Origin of the sequence: Chelonobacter oris (assembly GCF_000772535.1) — a bacterium.
Lineage (GTDB): Bacteria > Pseudomonadota > Gammaproteobacteria > Enterobacterales > Pasteurellaceae > Chelonobacter > Chelonobacter oris.
In genome coordinates this window covers 241105-267338 of sequence record NZ_JSUM01000014.1, presented here as the reverse complement: position 1 = coordinate 267338, position 26234 = coordinate 241105, and the positions used below count along the sequence as shown (strand labels likewise).

Sequence of the window (26234 nt, the reverse complement as noted above, 5' to 3'; positions counted from 1 at the left end):
TAAGTACAGTAAACAATGATTAGCTTAGATACGAAAACTGTGGCGGCGATTTTATCCGCCGAATTGATCGGGCAACGTGCGGTTCGGGTGGCTCAGATCATGACCGATACCCGCAAGCCCGGCGAACAGGCACTGTTTTTTGCCTTGAAAGGGGCGAATTTCGATGGTCATCATTATGTGGCGCAGGCGATTGAACAGGGCGCTGTGGCGTTGGTGGTTGAAAAGGCCGATGTTTCGCTGAATATTCCGCAGTTAGTGGTGGCTGACACCCGTCTCGCATTGGGACGGTTGGCGAAATGGCTGAAAGCCGAATTGGCGCCGATAACGGTTGCCGTGACCGGTTCCTCCGGTAAAACTACCGTTAAAGAGATGACGGCGGCGATTTTAAGCCAAAAAGGCGACGTCTTGTTTACGCAAGGCAATTTTAATAATGACATCGGTGTGCCGCTGACGTTATTGCGGTTGGAGCCGAAACACCGTTTTGCCGTGGTTGAATTGGGTGCGAATCATGCCGGGGAAATTGCCTATACCACCGATTTGGTACAACCGGATGTCGCATTGGTGAATAATGTAGCGCCGGCGCATTTGGAAGGCTTCGGTTCGCTGGCGGGCGTGGCGCAAGCCAAAGGGGAGATTTATCGCGGTCTGAAGGAGCAAGGCAAAGCAATCGTGAATCTGGATTGCCATTATTTGGATCGCTATTGGCAAAAAGAGATCGGCACTCGTCGTTGTTATACCTTTTCGGTATCGAATGCAGAGGCGGATTTTTATGCCGAAAATATTCAGTTGCAAGCACAAGGTGCAAATTTTACGCTGATCACGCCTTACGGCAAGAGCGAAATTCAGCTTCCTTATCTGGGATTACATAATGTCGGCAATGCGTTGGCGGCAACCGCACTTGCCATGTCGGCAGGTGCGGATTTGGCGCAGGTAAAGTGCGGTTTGGAGCAAAAACAGGCGGTTAAAGGACGGCTGTTTCCGATCCAAGTGAATCCTGCCGTGCTGTTATTGGACGACACCTATAATGCCAATGTCGATTCCATGCAGTCGGCGGCGGCGGTGTTAAAAAATTATGCCGGATTCCGCATTTTTGTTGTTGGAGATATGGCGGAATTAGGCGAAAATAGTCAGCTTTGCCACCGGCAAGTGGCGGAATTTACACAGCAGGCAAAACTGGATATGGTCGTCAGTTTGGGCAAGCATAGCGAGGTGATCAGTCGGTTGTCGCAGGGACGGCATTTCAGTGACAAAGCGGATTTGATTTTATTTTTACAACAACAAATTCAACAACAAGTGAACAATAAAAACAATGTAGTGTTGTTGGCAAAAGGATCACGCAGCATGAAAATGGAAGACGTGATCGATTCATTGAAGGATAAATTATGTTAGTTTGGCTGGCGGATTACTTGGTTCAATATCATTCGATTTTCAATGTGGTTTCGTATTTGACATTCCGCTCCATTATTGCGCTTTTGACCGCACTTTTCCTTTCATTATGGATAGGACCGAAAGTGATTCGCCGCTTACAGATGTTGCAAATCGGGCAGGTTGTTCGTCATGACGGGCCGGAAAGCCATTTCAGCAAACGCGGCACGCCGACGATGGGTGGGGTGATGATTCTGTTTTCAATCGGTATCAGCACCTTGTTGTGGGCCGATTTGAGCAATGCGTATGTCTGGTGCGTGCTGTTTGTGCTGTTTGGTTACGGCGCAATCGGGTTTGTCGACGATTACCGCAAGGTGGTACATAAAAACAGTGACGGCTTGATTGCGCGCTGGAAGTATTTTTGGTTGTCGCTGGTCGCTTTAATTGCCGTATTTGCCATGTATGCGCTGGGTAAAGACAGCGATGCGACCAAACTGGTGGTGCCGTTTTTCAAGGAAATCATGCCGCAACTGGGGCTGTTTTATATCGTTTTGGCATATTTTGTCATTGTCGGTACCAGTAATGCGGTGAATTTGACCGACGGACTGGACGGATTGGCGATTATGCCGACAGTGTTCGTCGCCGGGGCGTTTGCGTTTGTGGCATGGGCGACCGGTAACGTGAATTTTGCCGATTATCTGCATATTCCTTATATCAAACTGAGTGCCGAATTGGTGATTGTCTGTACGGCGATTGTGGGCGCCGGTTTGGGTTTTTTGTGGTTTAACACCTATCCGGCGCAAGTTTTTATGGGCGATGTCGGCTCATTGGCGCTGGGCGGAGCATTGGGCACAATTGCCGTTTTGGTGCGTCAGGAGTTTCTGCTGCTGATTATGGGCGGGGTGTTTGTGATGGAGACCATTTCGGTGATTCTGCAAGTGGGATCGTATAAAATCCGCAAGCAGCGAATTTTCCGCATGGCGCCGATTCATCACCACTTCGAATTAAAAGGCTGGCCGGAGCCGAGAGTGATCATCCGTTTTTGGATTATTTCCTTAATTTTGGTTTTGTTAGGGTTGATTACCCTTAAACTACGTTAATTTTGCTTTACAAAGGGAGTCGGCGCGATGAAACAGCAGTCCGCTTATGATTACAGCGGGAAAAAAGTCACCGTTTTGGGATTGGGTAAGAGCGGTCTCTCCTGTATTGCGTTCTTTGAAGATAAACATGTCGATTTGCGAGTGATTGACACCCGTCGGCTACCTGCCGACAAGCGGCCTCAATTGCCGGCTTATGTACGTGAGGCGCATTTCGGCGGTATTCCGCAACAATGGCTGTTGGAATCCGATTTGGTGGTTATCAGCCCGGGTTTGGCGTTGGCAACGGCTGAGGTCAAAACCGCACTTGAGGCGGGGGTGGAGGTGATCGGCGATATCGAACTGTTCTGCCGCGAAGCGAAAGCACCGATTATTGCGATTACCGGCTCTAACGGCAAAAGCACCGTCACCTCGCTGGTCTATGCCATGGCGCAAGCGGCGGAGATCAACGTTGGTATGGGCGGGAATATCGGCATTCCGGCATTGTCGTTGTTGCAACAGAATTGTGATTTGTATGTGTTGGAACTGTCCAGTTTTCAGTTGGAAACAACCCGTTCTCTGTGCGCTAAAGCGGTAACCGTGTTGAATGTTACGGAAGATCATATGGATCGTTATGCCGACTTAGCCGCCTATCGTCAAGCCAAACTGGGTATTTACGCTCATGCGGAGACGGCTATTGTCAATCGGGACGATCCGCTGACGTTCATCGAAAATCAAAGTGCGGTCGCACAATTCAGCTTCGGCACGCAAGGCGATTATCACCTGTTACAACAAGATAACCGCACTTTTCTGGCCTACCGACAACAAGCCGTTTTAGCCACGGACGAAATCCGATTAGTCGGCAGACATAATTATATGAATGCACTGGCGGCGTTGGCATTGGCTGATGCTGCGGGTATCCCAAGCGCGGCGTCATGCAGCGCTTTGCGCGAATTTGCCGGCTTGGCACACCGTTTCCAACTGGTGCAACGCAAGGCGGGGATCAGCTGGATTAACGATTCGAAAGCCACTAATGTGGGCAGCACGTTAGCCGCACTGAATGGACTGGAGGTTGGCGGAACGTTGTATCTCTTGCTCGGTGGTGACGGCAAAGGGGCTGATTTTTCCGAATTGGCAAGTGCGGTCAACAAACCGAATATTCAATTATATTGCTTCGGGCGTGATGGCGCAGAGCTTGCCAAATTGTCCGGGCAAAGTCGACTGTTCGACACGATGAGGCAGGCGGTGGACAGCTTGCGACCGCAATTGAAAGCGGGGGATCTGGTGCTGCTGTCGCCGGCTTGCGCCAGCCTTGATCAATTTGCTAATTTCGAACAGCGCGGCAATGAATTCGCCCGTTTGGCGGCGGAGGCATAGATGTCGGCATTCGAAAATCTAAAATCAGAAACAACGCGCTGGGTAAGGATTACACCGACTAACTTGTTATATGACCGCACTTTGTTTTGGTTGTTTATTTCATTGATGACATTGGGGTTTATCATTATCACTTCGGCTTCGGTAGCCGAAGGCAGCCGGCTGTATGATGATCCGTTCCATTTTGCGGTTCGCGATTTGGTTTATGTGGCACTGGCGTGTTTGACCACTTATATTTTTGTGTTTGTACCGGTGGAAAAATGGGAGAAATGGAGCCCGTACCTGCTGATGATTGCGCTACTGTTGCTCATTTTGGTGCTGGTTCCCGGCATCGGCAGAACGGTAAACGGTGCCAGACGCTGGATTCCGCTGGTGCTGTTTAACTTCCAGCCGGCAGAATTCGTCAAATTTGCTTTGATATGTTATTTGTCGAGCTATTTTGTGCGCCGCTACGAAGAGGTACGCAACAAGCAACTTAGCGTAGTGAAACCGACGGTGGTGCTGATTTTCATTTCGGGGTTCCTGCTGCTGCAACCGGATCTGGGCAGCAGTGTCGTATTGGGATTTATTGTTTTCATGATGCTGTTTATGGTCGGGGCGAAAATTTTTCAGTTTGTCGCCTTGGCGGTGCTGGGTTTCTTTGCCATTTACCTGCTGATTTTGAGCTCGGAATATCGTCTGAAACGTATCACGTCATATACCGATCCGTTTGCCGATCCGTTCGGTTCCGGCTTTCAGCTCAGCAATTCTTTGATCGCTTTTGGGCGCGGTGAGTTTTGGGGAACGGGATTAGGCAATTCAATCCAAAAACTGGAATATCTGCCGGAAGCACATACCGATTTTATTATGGCGATTGTCGGGGAAGAGTTCGGCTTAATCGGGATTATCGGCGTAATCGTGTTATTTACCCTGATGCTGATTCGGATTCTGAAAATCGGCAAAGAGTCTTTGCTGCTGGAGCAGCGTTTCGGCGGCTACTTTGCCTTCGGCGTAGTGGCGTGGTTCTTTTTTCAGGGGGCGTTCAATCTAGGCATGACGATGGGAATCTTGCCGACCAAAGGCTTCACGTTTCCGTTTGTCAGTTATGGCGGTTCCAGCTTGATTATTAATGCGCTGGTGATTGCGATTTTATTGCGAATTGATCATGAAAATCGGCTTATGCGCGGCCATGCTCATTTGAGGGACGATTAAATGGCAGAACAAAAACGTTTACTGGTGATGGCGGGCGGAACCGGCGGCCATGTATTTCCGGCCATTGCCGTTGCACAGAAATTACAGCAGCAGGGCTGGCAGATTTGCTGGCTAGGCACTCAAGACCGAATGGAAGCCGCATTGGTGCCGAAACACGGCATTCCGATTGAATTTATTCAAATTTCAGGATTGCGCGGCAAAGGGTTGAAAGCGTTGCTGGTCGCACCGTTTGCGATTACAAGAGCGGTTTGGCAGGCGGTAAAAATTATCCGACGCTATAAACCGCACGCCGTATTGGGCATGGGCGGTTATGTATCCGGGCCGGGCGGCATTGCGGCTAAACTGTGCGGCGTACCGATTGTGCTGCACGAACAAAATGCCGTGGCAGGCTTGACGAACAAGTGGCTGGCTAAAATTGCCACACGCGTGTTGCAGGCATTTCCGAAAGCATTTGCCGAGGCAGAGGTGGTCGGGAATCCGGTGCGGCAGGCATTATTCGAACAGCCGGCGCCCGAAGTGCGGTATCAACAACGCAGCGGCGCGTTAAGGGTATTGGTTGTCGGCGGCAGTCAAGGCGCCAGAGTATTGAATATGCTGCTGCCTGACGTGGTGAAACAGTCGGCATTGGCGCTGGAGATTCGCCATCAAGTCGGCCAGGGCAATGTAGCCGGTATTCAGGCGCGTTATCCCGAAAAAGCCAATGTTCGGATTAGCGAATTTATTGATGACATGGCGCAAGCTTACGCATGGGCGGATGTGATTATTTGCCGTTCCGGCGCGTTGACGGTGTGTGAAATCGCCGCTGTCGGCAGTGCTGCGATTTTTGTGCCGTTTCAGCATCAAGATCAGCAACAATATTTGAACGCCTGCTATCTGGCTGATGTCGGCGCCGCCAGAATTGTACCGCAGACTGAATTAACACCGGAGCGCATCGTTGCGTTGCTTGAACAATTGGACAGAAACGAATTGGCGGCAATGGCGGAAACGGCAAAACGAATGGGCAAGCCGTTGGCAGCGGATCGCGTGGCGGAAGTGATTGTCGAGATTGCGAAATAATCCGATTGAATAAAATACGTGGAATGATGAGTGAATAATAATGAAAGAACATGATTTTCAAAAACGCCTGAGAGATTTTGTGCCGGGAATGCGTCGCGTGAAGCAGATTCACTTTGTCGGCATTGGCGGTGCCGGCATGGGCGGAATTGCGGAAGTGTTGCTGAACGAGGGCTACATGGTGAGCGGTTCGGATATTGCCGACGGTGCGGTTACCCGACGTTTGGCTGAATTAGGTGCGAAAATATTTTTCCGCCATGAAGCCGCCAATATTCAAGAAGCCAGTGTGGTGGTGGTTTCCAGTGCGATTAAAGCGGACAATCCCGAAGTCGTAGCCGCTCGTGAGGCAAGGATTCCGGTGATTCAGCGGGCGCAAATGCTGGCGGAGATCATGCGTTTTCGTCACGGCATCGCGATTGCCGGTACACACGGAAAAACAACCACGACGGCGATGATTGCTATGATTTATGCACAGGCGGGGCTTGACCCGACCTTTGTTAACGGCGGTTTGGTTAAATCGGCAGGCACTAATGCGCATTTGGGGTTAAGCCGTTATCTGATTGCGGAAGCGGACGAAAGTGACGCCTCATTCCTGCATTTACAGCCGATGGTGTCGGTTGTGACCAATATCGAACCGGATCACATGGAAACCTATCAAGGCAGTTTTGCCAAAATGAAGCAGACTTATGTAGATTTCTTGCATAATTTGCCGTTTTACGGTTTGGCGGTAATGTGTGCCGATGATCAAGTGCTGGAAGAGATTATGCCGAGTGTCGGGCGGCAGGTGATTACTTACGGATTCAGTGAAAACGCCGATTACCGTATCGAAAATTACCGTCAGACGGCATTTCAGGGCTTGTATGAGGTGATTTACCCTTCGGGAAAACGGATTTCCGTTGTGCTGAACGTACCGGGAAAACACAATGCCCTCAATGCAACGGCGGCGTTGGCGGTTGCGAAAGAAGAAGGGCTGGGAGACGAAGCTATTCTGACCGCACTTGCCGAATTTCAGGGTGCCGGACGGCGTTTTGATCAGTTGGGGGTGTTCAAACGTCCGTGCGGTAATGTGATGCTGGTCGATGACTACGGCCATCATCCGACAGAAGTTAACGTAACGATTGAGGCTGCCCGTTCCGGCTGGAAAGACAAGCGTGTGGTGATGGTATTCCAGCCGCACCGCTATTCGAGAACCCGTGATTTGTTCGATGATTTTGTCCAAGTATTGTCAACGGTCGATGTCTTGATCATGCTGGAAGTCTATGCCGCCGGGGAAGATCCTATTGCGGGTGCAGACAGTCGGGCGCTGTGCCGTTCGATTCGGAATCTGGGCAAAGTCGATCCGATTTTATTATCCGATGTGGAAAAATTGCCGGAAATTATGGATCAAGTATTGCAAAACGGAGATCTTGTGTTGGCGCAGGGCGCCGGCAATGTGAGTAAATTATCCCGTAATTTGGTTGATTTGTGGAATAATAACGAAAAATAATCAGGTTGGACAAATTGATGAAACCCTTAAAACAACAAAAAATTGCCGTTTTATACGGCGGCACATCGGCAGAACGCGAAGTTTCCTTGAATTCCGGCAAAGCGGTGCTGGAAGCTTTGCGCAATCAAGGTTTTAATGCGCACGGCGTGGATACCAAAGCAGTCGGATTGGAACAGCTTAAACTACAAGGCTTTGAACGGGCGTTTAATATTCTGCATGGGCGCGGCGGTGAGGACGGAACCGTGCAGGGCGTATTGGAGTTTCTCGGTATTCCTTATACCGGCTGCGGTATTTTATCATCGTCACTCACGATGGATAAGATGCGCACGAAAATGTTATGGAAAGGATTCGGTTTGCCGGTTGCCGACATGGTGGTGGTAACGAAATCCGATTTTGCCGAATTTAATGCGGAGCAGGTGGTCGCCAAATTGGGATTGCCGCTCATGGTGAAGCCTTCATTGGAAGGTTCCAGTGTCGGCCTGACCAAAGTGAAACACGGCGAAGCATTGCAAAGTGCGGTTGAATATGCTTTTCAATATGATGAAACCGTGCTGATTGAAGAGTGGCTGGCGGGCGAGGAGTATTCGGTGCCGGTATTGGACGGAGAAGTGTTGCCGCCGATCCGTATTCAACCGGCGGCAGAATTTTATGATTATAATGCGAAGTATATTTCCGACGATACCCGTTATTTTTGTCCGGCAGGGTTGAGCGAAGAGCGGGAGCGGGAATTAAAAGATCTGGTCAAGCTCGCCTATGACAGTGTCGGTTGCCGCGGCTGGAGCCGTGTGGATGTGATGACTGACGGCAAAGGGCGGTTTAATCTGGTGGAGGTGAATACCACGCCGGGCATGACAAGCCACAGCCTGTTTCCGATGGCGGCAAAAGTCAAGGGTTACAGTTTTGAACAGCTGGTGGCCAAAATTTTAGAATTGAGTGTATAGCCATGGCGGTAAAACCTAATCGTATTCATCCACAAACGGCAGAAGAGAGCGGTTTTAAGTTTTTTCTGCCGTTAAAATCGCTATTTGTGATATTATGCTTAGGATTTGGTTATTATTGCTACACCCACTGGCAGAATTTTCTCGCATATTTGGATCAGCAGCCGCTGAATTCGTTTGCCGTAGTCGGACAGCCGAAATATACCTCGTATGATGATATTCGTGACAGTTTGGTGCAATACGGCGAGCTGAAAGGGTATTTTTCACAAGATGTCGTGGCGTTACAGCAGCAAATTGAGAAAATGCCTTGGATCAGGGGCGCATTGGTACGCAAAATCTGGCCTAATAAACTCAGTATTGCATTAGCGGAATATACGCCGGTAGCATTTTGGAATGATAATGAATTATTGGCTGCTGACGGTGCTATTTTCAGCCTGCCGACCGATAAACGCAAAGGCTTACAGTTGCCTAAATTGCAGGGCAATGATTTCCAGAGCCGTGAAGTGCTTTCCGCTTGGTACCAGATTAGCCATGCTTTAAAAGTGAAGAATATGACATTGCAAGCTATGCGGATTGATAATCGCGGCGCTTGGCAGGTCAGCCTGAGCAACGGTATCGAGCTCAAACTCGGGCGCGGCGAATGGAAAGAAAAAATAGACCGTTTTGCAACGATTTATCCGCAAATCGAAATACCCGATCAACAGATGATCGATTATGTCGATTTGCGTTATAACAGCGGGGCGGCTGTCGGGTTTAAGGCAATTCCCCAACAACCGGAAATAAACGAAAATTAATTGGCAAGTAAGTACACACATATGGCAAAGATTGTTGAAGCGAAAATAAAAGTAGGTTTAGAAGTCGGAACGTCCAAAGTCGTGGCAGTCGTCGGTGAGGTTCTGCCCGACGGTGTCGTCAATGTACTGGGGGTGGGCAGCAGCCCGTCAAAAGGCATTGATCGCGGCAGTATCACTGATCTGGATGCGGTAGTAAACTCGATTCAACGGGCGATTGAAGGGGCGGAATCGATTGCCGATTGCCAGATTGTCAGCGTGTCGCTGGCGATTACCGGAGAGCATATTCAGAGTCTGAACGAGAGCGGTTTGGTGCCGATTGCCGCCGGTGAGGTAACACAAGACGAGATTGAAGGTGCAATGAATATTGCCCAATCGGTCAAAATGGGGGAAGGGCTGAGTATTTTGCACGTCATTCCGCAGGAATTCGCCGTAGATAAACAATTAAACATCAAAAATCCGCTCGGACTGCAAGGCGTTCGCTTGCAGGCGCAGGCGCATTTGATTGCCTGTCATCAAAGTTGGTTGAATAATTTGAAAAAAGCGGTAGTCCGCGCCGGCTTGAAAGTAGATGAAGTGGTCTTTTCCGGGCTTGCATCCGGTTATTCGGTATTGACCGAAGATGAAAAAGAACTCGGTGTCTGTTTGATTGATATCGGCGGTGGAACGATTGACATTATTGTTTACACCAACGGATCGTTGCGGTTCAGCAAAGTGATCCCTTATGCCGGCAATCGGGTAACAGACGATGTGGCATATGCATTCAGCACCTCCAGAATGGAAGCGGAAAAAATTAAGGTTGCCCACGGAAGTGCGGTAACGCCGCCACGCAATAATCCGGACAAGAAAATTGAAGTGCCGAGTGTCGGCGGGCGTGCTCCACGCAGTTTGGCAAAAGAAATGCTGTCGGTCGTGACGTCGGCACGCTATCAGGAATTACTGAAATTGGTCGAAAAAGAATTGCTCGTATTAAAACATGAGCTGGAAGCCAAACAAATCAAGTCTGATTTGATTGCCGGCATCGTGTTGACCGGCGGCGGCTCCCAAATCGAAGATATTGCCGAATGCGCAGCGGATATTTTCGGACCGCAAGTGCGGGTCGGTACACCGCTGAATTTGGCCGGATTGACCGATTATGTCAGTAAGCCGCAGTATGCAACGGTTCTCGGGTTACTGCATCATAATTATAATAATGCAGATGAAATGCGGCAGCGTGACGCTTCAGCCGGTTCAATCGGTGTGATTTCAGGTATAAAAGAAAATATTGTTAAATTTTTTACAATGATAAAAAATCAGTTTTGATAATTCTTGGTTATCGAATAGAATAGAAATTATTAGTTTGCGAAATAAAACAAACATAACGGGGAGAATATATGTTTGAGCCTATTGAATTTGACGACATTACCGATGCGGTAATTAAAGTTGTCGGTGTCGGTGGTGGCGGTGGTAATGCCGTTAATCATATGGTGCAGGAAGAAATGCACGGTGTTGAATTTTTTTCTATTAACACCGATGCTCAAGCATTACGTAAAAGTTTGGTGAAACAAACGGTACAAATCGGCGGCAACACAACCAAAGGTTTGGGTGCGGGCGCTAATCCCAACGTTGGACGTCAAGCGGCGGAAGATGATAAAGATGCTATTCGTAATATTCTGGAAGGTGCCGATATGGTGTTTATTGCCGCCGGAATGGGCGGCGGTACCGGAACCGGCGCAGCCCCCGTTGTCGCCCAGATTGCAAAAGAACTCGGCATTTTGACGGTTGCTGTCGTGACCAAACCTTTTGGTTTTGAAGGTAAAAAACGGATGCAATTGGCGGAAATGGGGATTCGTGAATTATCCAAATTTGTCGACTCCCTGATCGTTATCCCGAATGAAAAATTATTAAAAGTATTAGGCAAAAATATCTCCCTGGTTAATGCTTTTGCAACGGCTAATGAAATTTTACGCAACGCAGTACGCGGTATTTCCGATATGATTACCTCTCCGGGTTTAATCAACGTTGACTTTGCCGACGTGAAAACCGTTATGCAGGAAATGGGACACGCCATGATGGGAACGGGCGTTGCTTCCGGTGAAGTCGGGGACGGTCGTGCGGATAAAGCCGCTCAAGATGCGGTTGCCAGCCCGTTATTGGAAGATGTGGATTTGTCCGGAGCGCGCGGTGTTCTGGTCAATATTACCGCCGGTATGGATTTGTCTCTGGACGAGTTCTCAACGGTGGGGGATACTGTGCGGGCATTTGCTTCCGAAGATGCCACGGTTGTGATTGGCAGTACTCTGATTCCGGAAATGAGCGAAGAAATTCGTGTTACCATCGTAGCCACAGGCATCGGTAGAAAAGAAGAAAACGAATTAAAAGTTATTACGCCGAAAGCCAATAATATTGCAGCACCGCAAGCAGGCACGGTGCAATCCGGTTTTGACGGACAACAAACGAACTTTAATCCGCAACAACAGTCTAATAATCAGGGATATAATCATTACGGCAATAAAACCGCCGTTGGGGCTGAAGTTGCCAAACCCAAAGAGTTTGACGAAAACAATTTATTTGATATTCCGTCATTCTTACGTAATCAGGCCGACTAAGGGCGGCGCTGTATCTTGAAAAGGTACTTAAATTATGTTGAAACAAAGAACATTAAAACAGAGTGTAAAAGTGACCGGAATCGGTTTGCACAGCGGGAAAAAAGTAACGCTGACGATGCGTCCTGCCGAAGTGAATACGGGGGTGATCTACTGTCGTACCGATCTTAATCCGCCGGTGAGCTTTGTCGCGAAAGCGGATGCGATTCGCGACACGATGTTGTGTACTTGCTTGGTCAATGACGACGGCGTTCGGGTTTCTACTGTTGAGCATATCAACTCGGCATTAGCAGCTTTGGGAATCGACAATATCATTATTGAGGTTGATGCGCCTGAAATTCCGATTATGGACGGTAGTGCGGCACCATTTATTTATTTGTTGTTGGATACCGGCATTGAAGAACAGGCGGCGGCGAAAAAGTTTATCCGCATTAAGAAACCGGTTCGGGTCGAAGACGGTGACAAATGGGCGGAATTTAAACCTTACAATGGTTTTTATTTGGATTTCACGATTGATTTTAAACATCCGGCGATTTCCGGTGACGTGACGAATTATCAATTGGACTTCTCAACCCAAGCATTTATTCAACAGATCAGCCGTGCCCGAACTTTTGGCTTTATGAAAGATATTGAGTATCTGCAATCGCAAGGTTTAGCGTTGGGCGGCAGCTTGGATAATGCTATTGTACTGGATGACTACCGCATTTTGAATGAAGACGGATTACGTTTTAAAGATGAATTGGTGCGTCATAAATTGCTCGATGCCGTCGGTGATTTATATATGGCAAGCCACAATATTATCGGTGCTTTCAAAGCGTATAAATCCGGTCACGGTTTGAATAATAAGCTGTTAAGAGCGGTATTGACTGATCAGGAAGCTTGGGAATATGTAACGTTTACCAATGAAGAAAAAATACCGCAAGGCTACTTGGTGCCTGCACAAATTATGATCTAACCTGATGTTTGATTTAGAAGCCATATTTCATAGAAATATGGCTTTTTTATTGTTTAAGATAAAAATATAGTGCAAAGTGCGGTTTAAAGTGCGTTACAATAAAAACGGATTATTGATACGGAACTTACTGAGGCGGGACAAGGCAATGCAACAAATCGGTTTAAAGAAAATTTATTCGGGCAAAGTGCGTGATCTTTATGAGATTGATGGGGAAAGAATGCTGATGGTAGCGACGGATCGTTTATCGGCATTTGATGTGATTTTAGATGATCCGATTCCCGGCAAAGGCGAAATTTTGACGCAAATTTCCAATTTTTGGTTTAAACAGTTGGCACATATTATGCCGAATCATTTTACCGGCGATACGGTTTATGATGTTTTGCCCGAAGCGCAGGCGGAGCAAATTGAGCATCGTGCGGTGGTTTGCAAGCGCCTTACGCCGATCAAAATAGAATCGATTGTACGCGGTTATTTAACCGGAAGCGGTCTGAAAGATTACCGGGCAAGCGGTACGATTTGCGGTTTACAATTGCCGCAGGGCTTGCAAGAAGCCAGTAAATTGCCTGAGCCGATTTTTACACCGTCCAGCAAAGCGGCAGTCGGGGATCATGATGAAAATATCAGTTATCGCCAGTGTGAACAATTAATCGGTAAAGAGCTGGCTGCCGAAGTAAAAGGTAAAGCCATCGAACTTTACCGTACAGCGGCGGATTATGCCTTGAGCAAAGGGATTATTATCTGCGATACCAAATTTGAATTCGGGCTGGATAAAGACGGTGTTTTGACCCTGATGGACGAGGTTCTGACACCGGATTCCAGCCGTTTTTGGGCGATTGAACATTATCGGGAAGGCACGAATCCGCCGTCGTTCGACAAACAGTTTATTCGTGACTGGCTGGAGCAAAGCGGGTGGAATAAACAAGCGCCCGCACCGAAAGTACCGGCGGACATCATTCAAAAAACCGTTGATAAATATCAGGAAGCGTTGGATTTATTGACCAAATAAACGTTAACGGCAGATTGATGTTCAGTAATTAAAGCAGGCGGATATGATATCCGCCTTTTTTGAAATATTCGATGACGATCATGCGATCGGGATCAGAACCGCACTTTGCCTTAGTGAAACGAGATTATGAAAAACGTTAAAACCTATCTACAAAATTATATTGATTGGATTATCCGTATCGGCAAGATCAAATTCTCTTTGTTGGGATTGGTAATTCTGGCGATTTACGCACTGTTGATTCAGGCAGGAAGTACGTTATGGTTCACCGGATCGCTGGATTGGGGGGACATTCTGCGCTCGGTAATTTTCGGGCTGTGTTCGGCACCGTTTGTGATTTATTTTTTCTTGGTGATTGTGGAAAAACTCGAGCTGGCGCGGCAGGGGCTGGAAAAAACACTGATCCAGTTAAAAACGTTACGCATGCAGGATTATCAATTAAATCAAGAATTGAATAAGAAAAATTTGCTTTTGAGCCGTGAGATTGATGAGCGAGCCAAAGCCGAACAGGAGCTGACCTCGGCACTGCTGCATCTGGAGCAGGAAATTAAGGAACGGAGCCGTATCCAGTTGGAATTGGAACAAAGTGCCCAGTTATTGCGTTCTTTCTTTGACGCTTCGCCGGATCTGGTCTTTTACCGAGGGGAGGATCATCGTTTTCTCGGGGCAAATAAAGCGATGGAAAAATTAACCGGGAAGACACTCGAAGAACTTGTCCGGCTGACTCCTTTTGATCTCTATAGCGAACAAGCAGCCAAAAGAGCGGTCAACAGTGATCGGCAGGTCAGCAGGCAACAACAGGGATTACGTTACGAACAATGGCTGTACTACCCTGACGGCAAAACGGCGTGTTTTGAAATTTTAAAAGTGCCTTATTACGATAAAGTCAGCAAACAGAATATTATTATCGGCTTTGGCAGGGATATTACCGAGCGAACCAGTTATCGCGAAGCCATTGAGAAGAACAGCCGTGACAAAACCAACTTGATGACGACGATCAGTCATGAATTGAAAACCCCGTTGAACGGCATTATCGGGCTGAGTAGAATTCTATTGGACGGCACATTAAATGAGCAGCAACGAAATTATCTTCAGACGATTAAAGTCAGTGCGGTGTCGTTGGGGCATATTTTCAATGACTTGGTCGATTTGGAGAAAATTGAAACACATCGAATCGAATTGTTTGAAAAAGAATGTGATTTCAATCATTTACTGAATGATATCAATAATATTGCCTCAGTGATGGCAATGCAGAAAAACCTGCGGTTTGAAATGAAGTTGGACAATGATTTACCGAATTGGATTCTAGTTGATGCGATTCGTCTCAATCAGGTGCTGTGGAATCTGATCAGTAATGCGGTCAAATTTACCAAGCAAGGCTGGGTAAAACTGTCGGTGTCCAGAACGGGCAGTGACGGGTTGTGTTTTAAAATCAGTGATAGCGGTATCGGGATTCCGCAGGCGGAATTGAACAATATTTTCACGATGTATTATCAAGTGAAATCACAAGATAACATGCGTGCCTTAGGCAGCGGAATCGGTTTGGCGGTATCCAAACAGATTGCATCTCTGATGTCCGGCGATCTGACGGTGGAGAGCGCAGAAAATATCGGTACAACGTTTACCTTGCATATCAAGGCGCAGCAAGTCGAGACGGAAGCCGATGCTGAAGTACTGCCACTAAGCCAACCGTTGAATATTTTGTTGGTTGAAGATATTGAAGTGAATATTATTGTTGCCAAATCCATTTTGGAAAAATTGGGCTACCATGTGGATGTGGCGATGACCGGAGAACAAGCGCTACAAAAATTTCATCAAAATGCCTATGATTTATTGTTATTGGATATCCAATTGCCGGATATGTCCGGTTTTGACGTGGCAATGGCATTGCGCCGACAATATCAACAGGATGAAATTGCGTATCTGCCGCCATTGGTGGCGCTGACGGCAAATGTGATGAATAACAAAAATCACTATTTGCAGCAAGGTATGGATGATGTATTGTCCAAACCATTGGCGCTGGAAGCGCTGAATAGTACGCTGAAACGCTTGTTTGGCGATGAAGAAGCGATTTTGCCGTCGGCGCCGTTGCATACTGTTGAAAATAAAAACGATACCATGCGCTTTGATTATCCGTTACTTAATGAATTATTGGATCTGCTGGGAAAAGCAACCGTACTGAAAAGTATCGAGCTGTTTGAACAACTGATGCCGGGTTATTTGCATGAACTGGACGGGCATTATCGCCGTTATCAATCGGATGTGTCGCAAAAAAGAGCGGTTGCGGAAGATGCGCATAAAATAAAAGGTGCAGCCGCTTCAATCGGATTAAACGATATTCGTGAGGTCGCAGAATCGGCGCAGCATGAGGATTCGCCGCAATGGGAAGAAAATATTGCCCGCTGGATTGCCATGATGAAAGAGGAGTGGCAACCATCTTTGGCGGCATTGAAAACGTGGGTGGAGAGTCGTTAAATATCGCAGTAAAAGCTATACCGCAAAAATGCGGTATAGCTTGAGTGGGTTATAGGAAAATGCCGGCAAACACAAAGCCAAAGATCAGGCTGAAAATCATGCTTAATAAGCCGGGAAGCATAAAGCTGTGATTAAAGATAAATTTGCCGATACGGGTAGTGCCGGTGGTATCAAAATCGATAGAAGCAATAATCGGCCCGTAGTTCGGGATAAAGAAGTACCCGTTAACCGCAACAAAGGTGGCGATAATCACTTCGGGCGGTAAGCCGAGCAGGATTCCCAACGGCACTAATACCGCAACGGTTGCGCCTTGGCTGTTGACCATGACCGACAGAGCAAACAAAGCAAAAGCGAAAGTCCAAGGGGCAAACTCAACCAAACCGGAAACCATCTCTTTGACTTCGCTGCTGTGTGCGCCCATTAAGGTGTCGCCCAGCCAGGCAATCCCGAAAATCGCCACAATCGCCCGCATACCGGCATGGAAAACCGAGCCTTGGGTGATCTCGTTGCCGTCAGGTTTGCAGATGACGACAATTAATGCGGCAATCGTCAGCATGATAATTTCGATGGTATGTGCCATGCCCATCGCTTTACCGTCAAAGTGCGGTCGTAATTCAGGGAATGCACCCATAATGACCACCAATAATGCACCAAACAGGAACAGTGTCACAGACAGTTTGGCCGTTTTGCTGATTTCCATATTTTCTACGTCCAGTTTGACCGCATTTTTCTGTACATATTTTGGATCTTGCAATAAGCGCTGATAGTGGGGATCGTCCTTCAGTTCTTTGCCCATTTTATTAACAAAAACACAGGCCAGTGCAATTCCTAAAATCGTTGACGGCACGGTAACGCTGAGCACATTGGTCAACGTAATGCCTTGCGGCTCAAGATAGGCTACCATCGCAACCACTGCCGCCGCAATCGGGCTGGCAACAATTGCAAACTGTGAGGCAATGACCGCCATCGATAACGGACGGGAAGGGCGGATACCGTTATAACGGCTGACTTCCGCAATCACCGGCAATACCGAATAGGCAACGTGCCCGGTTCCGGCCAGTACGGTAAAGATGTAAGTTACCGCAGGGGCGATGAAAGTGATGTATTTTGGGTTTTTGCGCAAGATGCGAGTGGCAATTTGAATCATGTAGTTTAACCCACCGGCTGCCTGCATGGCGGCGGCGGCAGACACAACGGCCATAATCATCAACATGACATCGATTGGCGGGCTGGTAGGTTGTAAATTGAAGCCGAAGGCTAAAATGGCCAAGCCGACTCCCCCCATGACTCCCAAACCGATTCCGCCGATGCGGGCACCGATTAAAATACATAGTAATACTATGGCAAATTGTAATAGAAACATAACTGCTCCATCATTTTAGTTATAAAAGGAAAAACTCTCCGGCAAAGCAAGAGAGTCATCATATTTAAAATCAGATTGTGACCAATCGGTTCGGTAAACCTATTGCGATCGGTAAAATCAGATGGCGCGTATTTTATCAGGAGTAAAATCAAAAAGAGAGGGCAATCATCACAAAACCGATGTTAAATCAAAAATAGAGTAGATTTATATGATGGCGAATGTGGGCGGATTCGAACCGCCGACCTATCCCTTAGGAGGGGATTGCTCTATCCGGCTGAGCTACACATTCGTAATGGTTATGGGGATTTATGTTTACTGAGTGAAGTGTGCTGGATTTGTACTTTTTTACCGCGCCCTAAGAAATATTCGCCCAACTGTTGGGCTATATAGACTGAGCGGTGTTTGCCGCCGGTGCAGCCGATAGCGACTGTCAAATAACTGCGGTTATTCTGTTCCAGCAAGGGCAGCCAGGTTTCGATATAATTACGGGTGGTGTAGATAAAATTATGCACCTCATTATGTCGATTCAGAAAATCAATAACCGCTTCGTCCAGTCCGGTCATTGGGCGTAGCGCAGGATCCCAGTGCGGGTTCGGTAAAAAACGAACGTCAAAAACATAATCGGCATCAAGTGGAATGCCGTATTTGAAACCAAAGGATTCAAAGACGATATTCAATTCTTTATCCGATTTTCCACGCAGGAAGTGGCGTAGTTTTTCAGCCAGCTCATGTGTGGAAATAGATGAGGTATCCAACACTAAATCGGCTTGTTGGAACAAAGGCTCTAATAATTCTCGTTCGAGTGCTATCGCTGTTTCAAGCGTGACATTTTTTACCGAGAGCGGGTGAAGGCGGCGGCTGTCGCTGTAGCGCCGAATCAGTGTGCCCGCATCGCAATCCAGGAAAATCATTTTTACATGGATTTCAGCGGGAAGGTTTTGTAAGATACGATCCAGTTGCACAGGGGAATCGGACATATTACGAATATCGACACTGATTGCGACAGCCTCTTGTTTTTGGGTCAGGATTTCAACCGATTGAGCAAATAAGGCAAGCGGCAGATTATCGATACAATAATAACCGATATCTTCGAGTGCGCGTAACGCTACGGATTTACCGGATCCGGAGCGTCCGCTGACGATAATCAGTTCCATATTCCCCTCATTAATTCCGATTATGCGGCGGCGTGTTCCGCTGAGTGTTCAGGCTGCGGATCGGTAGGCGAGCCGTCTTGTTCTTCGTGTAAATCCAGTTTGGCGAAAATATTCCAGATTTCCTCTTCACTTTGTGCGGCACGCAACTGTTTGATCAGCGTTTTATTGTTTAATTTTTTAGCGATTTCAGGCAATAGCGGTTTGCAGTTGGCGCAGAGATTTTCCGGAATAAACAGCGCAAAGACTAAGTCTACCGCTCGATTATCCAAGGCTTTGTAATCAATCGGATTAACCAACTGCAAAAAAATAGCAATGGGTTTGCTGCCTTCCGGGAGTTTGGCGTGCGGTAAGGCAAGACCGTTGCCAAGTGCGGTACAGCCGACCTTTTCCCGTTCGCATAGCGTTTCAAAGCAAATCTGTGTTTCGCCGCCGGTTTGGGCGGTGACTATTTCGCTCAATATTTCAAGCACACGTTTTTTGCTTGAGGCCATGACGCCTTGGCGAATATTGTCTGATGTGAGTAGATGAGTAAACTTCATTAATATGTCCTCCCTCTTGCGGAACAAACGGGATTATAATTTGAACTGATCGCCCAAATAAACCCGTTTCACATCTTCATTTTCCAAAATTTCTCTCGGGGTTCCGGTGGCGATCATGTTACCGGCGCTGACAATGTATGCCCGTTCGCAGACGTCCAGTGTTTCTCGCACGTTGTGATCGGTAATCAGCACACCCAAACCGCGATCTTTCAGATGCAGAATAATTTTTTTAATATCAATCACCGAAATCGGATCCACGCCGGCAAACGGTTCGTCCAGCAGAATAAATTTCGGATTCACTGCCAATGCCCGTGCAATTTCAACGCGACGGCGTTCGCCGCCGGACAAGGATTGCCCCAGATTATTGCGGATATGATCGATGTGGAATTCGTCGATAAGCTCTTCCGCCCGTTGTTGGCGCTGTTTGCCGTTCAGATCTTTGCGGATTTCCAGCACCGCCATCAGGTTGTCATAAACACTCAGACGACGGAAAATCGAGGCTTCCTGCGGCAGGTAGCCGATCCCCTGTTGTGCGCGGTTATGCATCGGTAACAGGGTAATGTCCTGTTCATCGATTTTAATTGTACCGTGATCGTTTTTGACTAAACCGACCACCATATAAAACGTCGTGGTTTTGCCGGCGCCGTTAGGGCCGAGCAAACCGACGATTTCGCCGGAATTGACTGTCAGGCTCACGTTGTGTACGACTTGTCGTCCTTTATAGGATTTGGCCAAATTTTGCGCCGTAAGAATAGACATGAAATATTAACCTTAACCTGTTATTTTTGTTGTAATTGCGACGGATATAAAACGGTTTTAACGCGCCCTTTGCCGCTGTTTTTGGCGATCATTTTCTGTTGTTGCACATCATAGGTGATAACGTCGGCTTCAATCCGGCTGTCCTGTTGTTTCAGGCGGGCATTGCCGGTCAGCACTAAGTATTGTGCGCCTAGATCATAATTCACTTTGCCGGCGCTGCCGTTGATCAATTTGCCGTTATCCAGCTGTTGTTGGAATGTCACCGGATTACCGCTGGCGTCGATTTTTTCTTTGCCGTTGCCGTCATTGGCGTTAGGACGGATAATCGTCACTTTATCGGCATGAATCAGAATCGATCCTTGCGTAATCACAACGTGATCGGTAAACGTCACGATGTTGTTTTCCAGATCCAACGATTGGTTGTCGGAGCTGACATTAATCGGTTGTTGGGTATCGCTTTTTAATGCCGACGCTGAAAAAGAGAGCAACAGCGCACTGAATAATACCAGCGGTTTAGTTATTTTGAATTTCATAATGGGTTTGTACCTGCTCTTTTAACGTTGCAATCTGTTGACGAAGATTTCCGGCCATGCTTTTTCCCGTTGTGGTGAAACTTTGACCGACAACAGTGACCATTGTATCAGATGTTATATCCTGTGTCGTTAGATTGACAACCGCACTTGAGGTTTTAAGGCTGTGAATCTTGCTTTCGGGCAATAAGCTTTCGATCGCCACATTATTATCAAGGTATAACATTTTGTCATTGGTGATTTTTGCTTGATCGGCACTCAGTTTCCAGCTGCGCACCAAATTATCGCTGTTTTTGGCGCTTTCGAACAGATAAACCACCGGTGATTTAAAGACGGTGTCGCCGCTTTGCTGAAAATATTCGACCTGTTCCGCGCTGGCGACATATTGTTTTCGTCCGTCGAGCGAATAGAGAGTCGTTTCCATTTGATTGGCAATATAATCCGGGCTTTTATCGGCCTGAATGCGGGTGGTCAGCGCGCTTTCCTCTTGCTGATTTAAGGTGTAATACCAGCCGAGCAAACTCAGGGTTATCACGATCAGAATCATATTCCAGCGAACGTTCATCTGCTTTCCTGCTGAAGAGTCAAAAATTAAGGGATTTGAAATTCTAACATAAATTTGCTGTGTTTAGGCAAGTCCAAGAGAATTAATCCGGACTCAAAACAGGGGAGTATTTGACATTACGGCGAATTTCATACAAGATTTGAACCGATTACCATTTGCGGTAAGCGAAGTAACCCAAGGCGTAGAATGAATAAATATTTAGTTGAGGTGAAAGATCTCATATTTAAACGCGGCTCAAGAACTATTTATCAAGGACTTAATCTGAAGGTTGAGACGGGTAAAATCACCGCAATAATGGGACCTTCCGGCATAGGCAAAACAACCCTGCTGAAGCTTATCGGCGGGCAACTGTTTCCCGATTCGGGGCAAATTCTGTTTGACGGAGAGGATATTACCCGTTTGTCGAACAGCCGGTTGTATCAGGTTCGTAAACGAATGGGGATGCTGTTTCAGTCGGGAGCATTGTTTACCGATATTTCCACCTTCGATAATGTCGCTTTTCCGCTGCGAGAACACAGTCATCTGCCGGAAGCGCTGGTTCGACAGTTAACGTTATTGAAGTTGGAAGCGGTCGGACTGCGCGGTGCCGCCGGGCTAATGCCGTCGGAGCTTTCCGGTGGTATGGCGCGGCGGGTGGCATTGGCAAGAGCGGTAGCGCTTGATCCGGATTTGGTGATGTATGACGAGCCGTTTACCGGACAGGATCCGATCAGCATGGGCGTTATCGTGAGCCTGATAAAACGATTGAATAAAACCCTGAAGTTGACCTCGATTGTGGTTTCACATGATGTGCAGGAAGTCTTGAGTATTGCCGATTATGCCTACATTGTAGCGGATCAGACGGTGATTGCCGAAGGCAGTGCCGAACAATTGAAACAAAGCGAGGATCCGCGAGTCATTCAATTTTTGTCCGGTCAGGAAGACGGACCGGTGCAATTTCACTATCCTGCACAAAATTATATAGACGAGCTATTTGTATGATAATTTCAGCCATTTCTAAACTCGGCGGTGCAGTGATCAGCACGTTTCGGGCATTGGGGCGTTCCGGTTTCATGCTGTATGGCGCACTGGTCGGCATACCGCAACCGAAAAAATATTTTCCGCTGCTGGTGAAACAGCTTTATGTATTAGGTGTGCAGTCGCTGTTGATTATTTTATTATCAGGCCTGTTTATCGGCATGGTATTGGGCTTACAGGGGTATGTCGTTTTGGTCGGCTTTGCGGCGGAAAGCAGTCTGGGGCAGCTGGTTGCCTTATCGTTATTGCGCGAGCTGGGGCCGGTGGTGACCGCACTTTTATTTGCCGGACGGGCGGGGTCGGCGCTGACGGCGGAAATCGGATTGATGAAAGCGACCGAACAGCTTTCCAGTCTGGAGATGATGGCGGTGGATCCGCTGCGGCGAGTGATTTCGCCGCGTTTTTGGGCCGGGATTATATCCATGCCGATTTTAACCGTGATTTTTGTGGCGATCGGAATCTGGGGCGGCGCACTGGTCGGCGTTGACTGGAAAGGCGTAGACGGCGGCAGCTTCTGGTCGGTGATGCAAAATTCGGTCAGTTGGAAAACGGATATTCTCAACGGTGTGATTAAAAGTGTTGTCTTTGCCGTTGCGGTAGTTTGGATTGCATTATTTAACGGCTATGACGCGCGCCCGACATCGGAAGGGATCAGTCGGGCGACAACCAAAACGGTGGTACACGCCTCATTGACCGTATTGGCTTTGGATTTTATTTTAACCGCCATGATGTTCGGCGGAAATTAAGCGCTTGACGAAGCGTTAGACAGGAAAGGAAAGAAAAATGCGTCAAACCATTAAATATGAATTTTGGGTCGGATTATTTTTATTGCTGGGCATTGCCGCGCTGGTTTTTTTAGGCTTGCGTGTGGCCAATGTGCAAGGATTCAGCGATAGCAAAAGTTATCAGTTACAGGCAACTTTTAACAATATCGGCGGTCTTAAGGTGCGGGCGGCGGTGAAAACCGGCGGGGTCGTTATCGGTCGGGTAACGGATATTACGCTTGATCAGGAAAGTTATTTGCCGAAAGTCAGCCTGAGTATCGATCAAGAATACAATAAAATCCCGGAGACCAGCTCGTTATCGATTAAAACCTCCGGCTTGCTGGGCGAGCAGTATCTGTCGCTGAATATGGGATTTGACGACGGTGATGTTGCCATGCTGAAAAACGGCGATACGATTCATGACACGACGTCAGCCATGGTATTGGAAGATTTAATCGGGCAGTTTCTCTACGGTGACAAACCGAGTGACAACAAAGCAGCTGAAGCGACGGCAGAATAAGCCGGTGTGAAAGTCGACAAGACATTCTGAACAGGAGAAAGCAAATGCTAAAGAAAATGTTAAATAAATGGTTTACTGTAAGTGCGGTATTGTTGATGGCGCTGTTTACCTCGTTACAGGCAACGGCGGCGGATAATCCGTATCAATTAATGCAGCAGGCGTCGGACAAACTGTTTGCCTCGATTAGCGACAATCAGTCAAAAATCCGGCAAGATCCGAATTATATGCGCACCATCGTCAAGCAGGAATTAATGCCGTATATCCATGTCAATTATGCGGGATCGTTAGTGCTGGGGCAATATTTTAAAAGCACTACGCCGGCACAGCGTGATCAGTTTTTCAGCGCCTTCGCCGGTTTTATTGAACAGTCTTATGCACAAGTGCTGACCATGTATAAAAATCAGCGTATCCAAATCGAAGCGGAAAAACCGATCGGCGATCAGAATATCCTCAGCATCAGGGTGAATATTATCCAGACTACCGGCGCTGCGCCGATTAATTTGGATTTTAAATGGCGAAAAAATACCAGAACAGGACAATGGCAGGCATACGATATGGCGGCGGAAGGCGTCAGCATGGTGGAAACCAAGAAAAACGAATGGAGTAATATTTTACGCCAGCAAGGCATTGACGCCCTGACCGCACAAATCCGGAAAAGTGCGGCAGCGCCGATCAAATTAGAAAACTAGAGGTTACCAGCTTGCATTTTGAATGGAATGTCAGCAGTAGTGAACAGGCTGTTACTCTGCAATTACGCGGCTCTCTGACCCGCAGCACGCTGTTGCCGTTATGGCGGCAGCGCGCTTCGTTGTTGGCGGAAGAAAGCGCCGCACAACAAAAAGCTTGTCTATATATTGAGCTAAGTCACCTTGAAACGGTGGATTCTGCCGGTTTTGTGTTAATATGTGAAATTATTCATCACTATTCGCAGCGCAGCAGGGTGAAATTGATCGACGTACCGCACTTGGTCGAGGATTTTGCCGAATTATACGATCTCGAACAGTGGATTAAACCTTTTATACAGCCGTAAAGCCCAAGGATAGAAAGAGAATGGATGCACAAGCAATAGAAGCGATTTTGCGTGATCAGCTGAATCTGGCGGAAGTGTATGTCAGCGGGGAAAACGCACATTTCAATGTGACCGCCGTCAGTGACGATTTTGCCGCCATGAATAAGGTAAAACAGCAGCAGATGATTTACGCGCCATTAATGCAGTATATCTCAACCAATGATATTCATGCATTGTCGATCAAAACGTTTACCGTTGAAAAATGGCGGAAAGTGCGGTTATTGAACGGACTTTGATTGAACGGCAACAGATTCGAGTAAAGGAAAAATAATGGAAAAATTTCGTATCTATGGAAAATCCTGCTTGAAAGGCAGTGTTGATATTTCCGGTGCAAAAAATGCGGCACTGCCGATCTTGTTCGCTGCCATTTTGGCGGAGGAGCCGGTGACGCTGACTAATGTTCCCGATTTGAAAGATGTGACCACCACATTGAAAATTCTCAGTAAGCTTGGCGTCACGGTCGAGAAAAAAGATAAAAATACGGTTTATCTGGACGCTTCCCGTATTAACAGTTTTGTTGCCCCCTACGAACTGGTGAAAACCATGCGCGCCTCGATTTGGGCGTTGGCGCCGTTGGCCGCCCGTTTCTGTCAAGGGCAGGTGTCGTTGCCGGGCGGCTGCTCTATCGGCGCGCGACCGGTTGATTTGCATATTTCCGGCTTGGAAAAACTCGGCGCCAAGATCAAGCTGGAAGACGGGTATGTCAAAGCGTTTATCGACGGGCGTTTGAAAGGCGCCCATATCATGATGGATAAAATCAGTGTCGGTGCGACCTTATCGGTGATGATGGCGGCAACCTTAGCGAAAGGAACGACCATTATCGAAAATGCGGCACGGGAACCTGAAATTACCGATACCGCACTTTTCCTAAACAAACTGGGTGCCAAAATCAGCGGAGCCGGTACCGACTTAATCACGATCGAAGGCGTTGAACGCTTGGGTGGTGGGGAACACCATGTGATTCCGGATCGGATTGAGACCGGCACGTTTTTAGTGGCGGCCGCGATTTCAGGCGGACGGATTGTTTGCCGCGGCACGCGTGCTTCCACGCTGGATGCGGTAATCGAGAAGTTGCGTGAAGCCGGCGCACAAATTGATATTACCGATGACACCGTTACGCTGGATATGCTGGGTTATCGGCCAAGAGCGGTCAATATCCGCACCGCACCGCACCCTGGTTTCCCGACGGATATGCAGGCGCAATTCACCCTATTGAATATGGTGGCGGAAGGCACCGGGATTATTACCGAAACCATTTTTGAAAACCGTTTCATGCATATTCCCGAATTAGTACGAATGGGGGCAAAAGCCGATATTGAAGGCAACACGGCAATTTGCTACGGCGTGGCGAATCTGAACGGCGCCGAAGTGATGGCGACGGATTTGCGTGCTTCTGCCAGTTTGGTATTGGCAGGCTGTATTGCTAACGGGGAAACGGTTGTTGACCGTATTTATCATATCGATCGCGGTTATGAGCATATTGAAGAAAAACTGCGTGCATTGGGCGCCCGAATCGAACGTTTTTCGGAAGCGGAACAGTAATCCGTTAATCTACCGTAAAATAGGTATTTGAGACCCGGCCAGTCCGGGTTTCTTTTTGCGCTTTATCACAATAACTGAAAAATCAGAGAATGAAAGTCAAATCCAATTTCAGCCAAGTGC

General features: G+C 47.6%; 26 protein-coding genes and 1 tRNA gene. 20 read left to right on the top strand and 7 right to left on the bottom strand.

Annotated features, from left to right (window positions below; translation table 11 throughout):
• The first annotated feature begins 15 nt into the window (after positions 1-15).
• From murF to arcB, 13 genes are all read left to right on the top strand, one after another.
• Positions 16-1389, top strand: a complete 1374-nt coding sequence (gene murF / locus OA57_RS09980; protein WP_034617084.1) for a UDP-N-acetylmuramoyl-tripeptide--D-alanyl-D-alanine ligase — start codon at positions 16-18, stop codon at positions 1387-1389.
• Positions 1383-2465 carry a phospho-N-acetylmuramoyl-pentapeptide-transferase gene (gene mraY / locus OA57_RS09975; protein WP_034617081.1) on the top strand — a complete coding sequence of 361 codons (1083 nt, stop codon included), beginning with the start codon at positions 1383-1385 and terminating at the stop codon, positions 2463-2465. Before murF ends, mraY begins: the two co-directional genes overlap by 7 nt.
• A gap of 27 nt (positions 2466-2492) precedes the next feature.
• On the top strand, positions 2493-3818 hold the full coding sequence (gene murD, locus OA57_RS09970; protein ID WP_034617078.1) for a UDP-N-acetylmuramoyl-L-alanine--D-glutamate ligase: 1326 nt from the start codon (positions 2493-2495) through the stop codon (positions 3816-3818).
• On the top strand, positions 3819-5006 hold the full coding sequence (ftsW, locus tag OA57_RS09965) for a putative lipid II flippase FtsW (RefSeq protein ID WP_034617075.1): 1188 nt from the start codon (positions 3819-3821) through the stop codon (positions 5004-5006). It abuts the gene before it with no gap.
• Positions 5007-6062 (top strand): undecaprenyldiphospho-muramoylpentapeptide beta-N-acetylglucosaminyltransferase, encoded by a 1056-nt coding sequence (murG, locus tag OA57_RS09960; protein WP_034617072.1) that lies wholly within the window; start codon positions 5007-5009, stop codon positions 6060-6062. It begins immediately after the preceding gene.
• A 40-nt stretch (positions 6063-6102) separates the two neighbouring features.
• Positions 6103-7545: a UDP-N-acetylmuramate--L-alanine ligase gene (murC, locus tag OA57_RS09955; protein ID WP_034617070.1), complete on the top strand. Its 1443-nt coding sequence runs from the start codon at positions 6103-6105 to the stop codon at positions 7543-7545.
• 14 nt (positions 7546-7559) lie between these two features.
• Positions 7560-8486 carry a D-alanine--D-alanine ligase gene (locus tag OA57_RS09950; protein ID WP_034617197.1) on the top strand — a complete coding sequence of 309 codons (927 nt, stop codon included), beginning with the start codon at positions 7560-7562 and terminating at the stop codon, positions 8484-8486.
• 2 nt (positions 8487-8488) lie between these two features.
• Complete coding sequence (locus OA57_RS09945; RefSeq protein WP_052122464.1) at positions 8489-9277, top strand: cell division protein FtsQ/DivIB; 789 nt, start codon at positions 8489-8491, stop codon at positions 9275-9277.
• A gap of 21 nt (positions 9278-9298) precedes the next feature.
• Complete coding sequence (ftsA, locus tag OA57_RS09940; protein ID WP_034617068.1) at positions 9299-10576, top strand: cell division protein FtsA; 1278 nt, start codon at positions 9299-9301, stop codon at positions 10574-10576.
• A gap of 71 nt (positions 10577-10647) precedes the next feature.
• Positions 10648-11862 (top strand): cell division protein FtsZ, encoded by a 1215-nt coding sequence (ftsZ, locus tag OA57_RS09935; RefSeq protein WP_034617067.1) that lies wholly within the window; start codon positions 10648-10650, stop codon positions 11860-11862.
• 34 nt (positions 11863-11896) lie between these two features.
• A complete protein-coding gene (lpxC, locus tag OA57_RS09930; protein WP_034617065.1) occupies positions 11897-12814 on the top strand; it encodes a UDP-3-O-acyl-N-acetylglucosamine deacetylase in 918 nt (305 codons plus the stop codon).
• A 145-nt stretch (positions 12815-12959) separates the two neighbouring features.
• Entirely contained in the window at positions 12960-13820 is an 861-nt protein-coding gene (locus OA57_RS09925) for a phosphoribosylaminoimidazolesuccinocarboxamide synthase (protein WP_034617063.1), read from the top strand.
• Positions 13821-13946: 126 nt separating this feature from the next.
• Entirely contained in the window at positions 13947-16292 is a 2346-nt protein-coding gene (gene arcB / locus OA57_RS09920) for an aerobic respiration two-component sensor histidine kinase ArcB (RefSeq protein ID WP_034617061.1), read from the top strand.
• Between the two features lie 49 nt (positions 16293-16341).
• Here arcB and OA57_RS09915 read toward each other — a convergent pair whose 3' ends face one another.
• The 7 genes from OA57_RS09915 to lptC form a co-directional block, all read right to left on the bottom strand.
• Positions 16342-17655, bottom strand: coding sequence for an anaerobic C4-dicarboxylate transporter (locus OA57_RS09915; protein ID WP_034617058.1), 1314 nt, complete (start codon positions 17653-17655; stop codon positions 16342-16344).
• A gap of 212 nt (positions 17656-17867) precedes the next feature.
• Positions 17868-17944, bottom strand: a tRNA-Arg gene (locus OA57_RS09910).
• Positions 17945-17951: 7 nt separating this feature from the next.
• Positions 17952-18809: an RNase adapter RapZ gene (rapZ, locus tag OA57_RS09905; protein WP_034617055.1), complete on the bottom strand. Its 858-nt coding sequence runs from the start codon at positions 18807-18809 to the stop codon at positions 17952-17954.
• 20 nt (positions 18810-18829) lie between these two features.
• Entirely contained in the window at positions 18830-19348 is a 519-nt protein-coding gene (gene ptsN, locus OA57_RS09900) for a PTS IIA-like nitrogen regulatory protein PtsN (protein ID WP_034617052.1), read from the bottom strand.
• 33 nt (positions 19349-19381) lie between these two features.
• Complete coding sequence (lptB, locus tag OA57_RS09895; RefSeq protein WP_034617049.1) at positions 19382-20107, bottom strand: LPS export ABC transporter ATP-binding protein; 726 nt, start codon at positions 20105-20107, stop codon at positions 19382-19384.
• A 20-nt stretch (positions 20108-20127) separates the two neighbouring features.
• A complete protein-coding gene (gene lptA, locus OA57_RS09890; RefSeq protein WP_034617046.1) occupies positions 20128-20640 on the bottom strand; it encodes a lipopolysaccharide transport periplasmic protein LptA in 513 nt (170 codons plus the stop codon).
• Positions 20621-21202: an LPS export ABC transporter periplasmic protein LptC gene (gene lptC, locus OA57_RS09885; RefSeq protein ID WP_034617044.1), complete on the bottom strand. Its 582-nt coding sequence runs from the start codon at positions 21200-21202 to the stop codon at positions 20621-20623. The genes lptA and lptC overlap by 20 nt, the downstream gene beginning before the upstream one ends.
• Positions 21203-21388: 186 nt before the next feature.
• Between lptC and OA57_RS09880 the strand changes: the two genes are divergently transcribed.
• Genes OA57_RS09880 through murA form a run of 7 tightly spaced genes read left to right on the top strand, consistent with a single transcriptional unit; the run spans position 21389 to position 26114 of the window.
• Positions 21389-22183 (top strand): ATP-binding cassette domain-containing protein, encoded by a 795-nt coding sequence (locus tag OA57_RS09880; protein ID WP_034617042.1) that lies wholly within the window; start codon positions 21389-21391, stop codon positions 22181-22183.
• Positions 22180-22965 carry a lipid asymmetry maintenance ABC transporter permease subunit MlaE gene (gene mlaE / locus OA57_RS09875; RefSeq protein ID WP_034617041.1) on the top strand — a complete coding sequence of 262 codons (786 nt, stop codon included), beginning with the start codon at positions 22180-22182 and terminating at the stop codon, positions 22963-22965. Before OA57_RS09880 ends, mlaE begins: the two co-directional genes overlap by 4 nt.
• A 37-nt stretch (positions 22966-23002) precedes the next feature.
• Entirely contained in the window at positions 23003-23503 is a 501-nt protein-coding gene (gene mlaD, locus OA57_RS09870; RefSeq protein ID WP_034617040.1) for an outer membrane lipid asymmetry maintenance protein MlaD, read from the top strand.
• 44 nt (positions 23504-23547) lie between these two features.
• The gene (gene mlaC / locus OA57_RS09865; RefSeq protein ID WP_034617037.1) at positions 23548-24192 is read left to right on the top strand and encodes a phospholipid-binding protein MlaC; all 645 of its coding nucleotides are present in this window, start codon (positions 23548-23550) and stop codon (positions 24190-24192) included.
• A gap of 11 nt (positions 24193-24203) precedes the next feature.
• Complete coding sequence (locus OA57_RS09860) at positions 24204-24533, top strand: STAS domain-containing protein (RefSeq protein ID WP_034617035.1); 330 nt, start codon at positions 24204-24206, stop codon at positions 24531-24533.
• 20 nt (positions 24534-24553) lie between these two features.
• Positions 24554-24808, top strand: coding sequence for a BolA family protein (locus OA57_RS09855; RefSeq protein ID WP_034617032.1), 255 nt, complete (start codon positions 24554-24556; stop codon positions 24806-24808).
• Positions 24809-24842: 34 nt separating this feature from the next.
• The gene (murA, locus tag OA57_RS09850) at positions 24843-26114 is read left to right on the top strand and encodes a UDP-N-acetylglucosamine 1-carboxyvinyltransferase (RefSeq protein WP_034617029.1); all 1272 of its coding nucleotides are present in this window, start codon (positions 24843-24845) and stop codon (positions 26112-26114) included.
• Positions 26115-26234 lie beyond the last annotated feature (120 nt).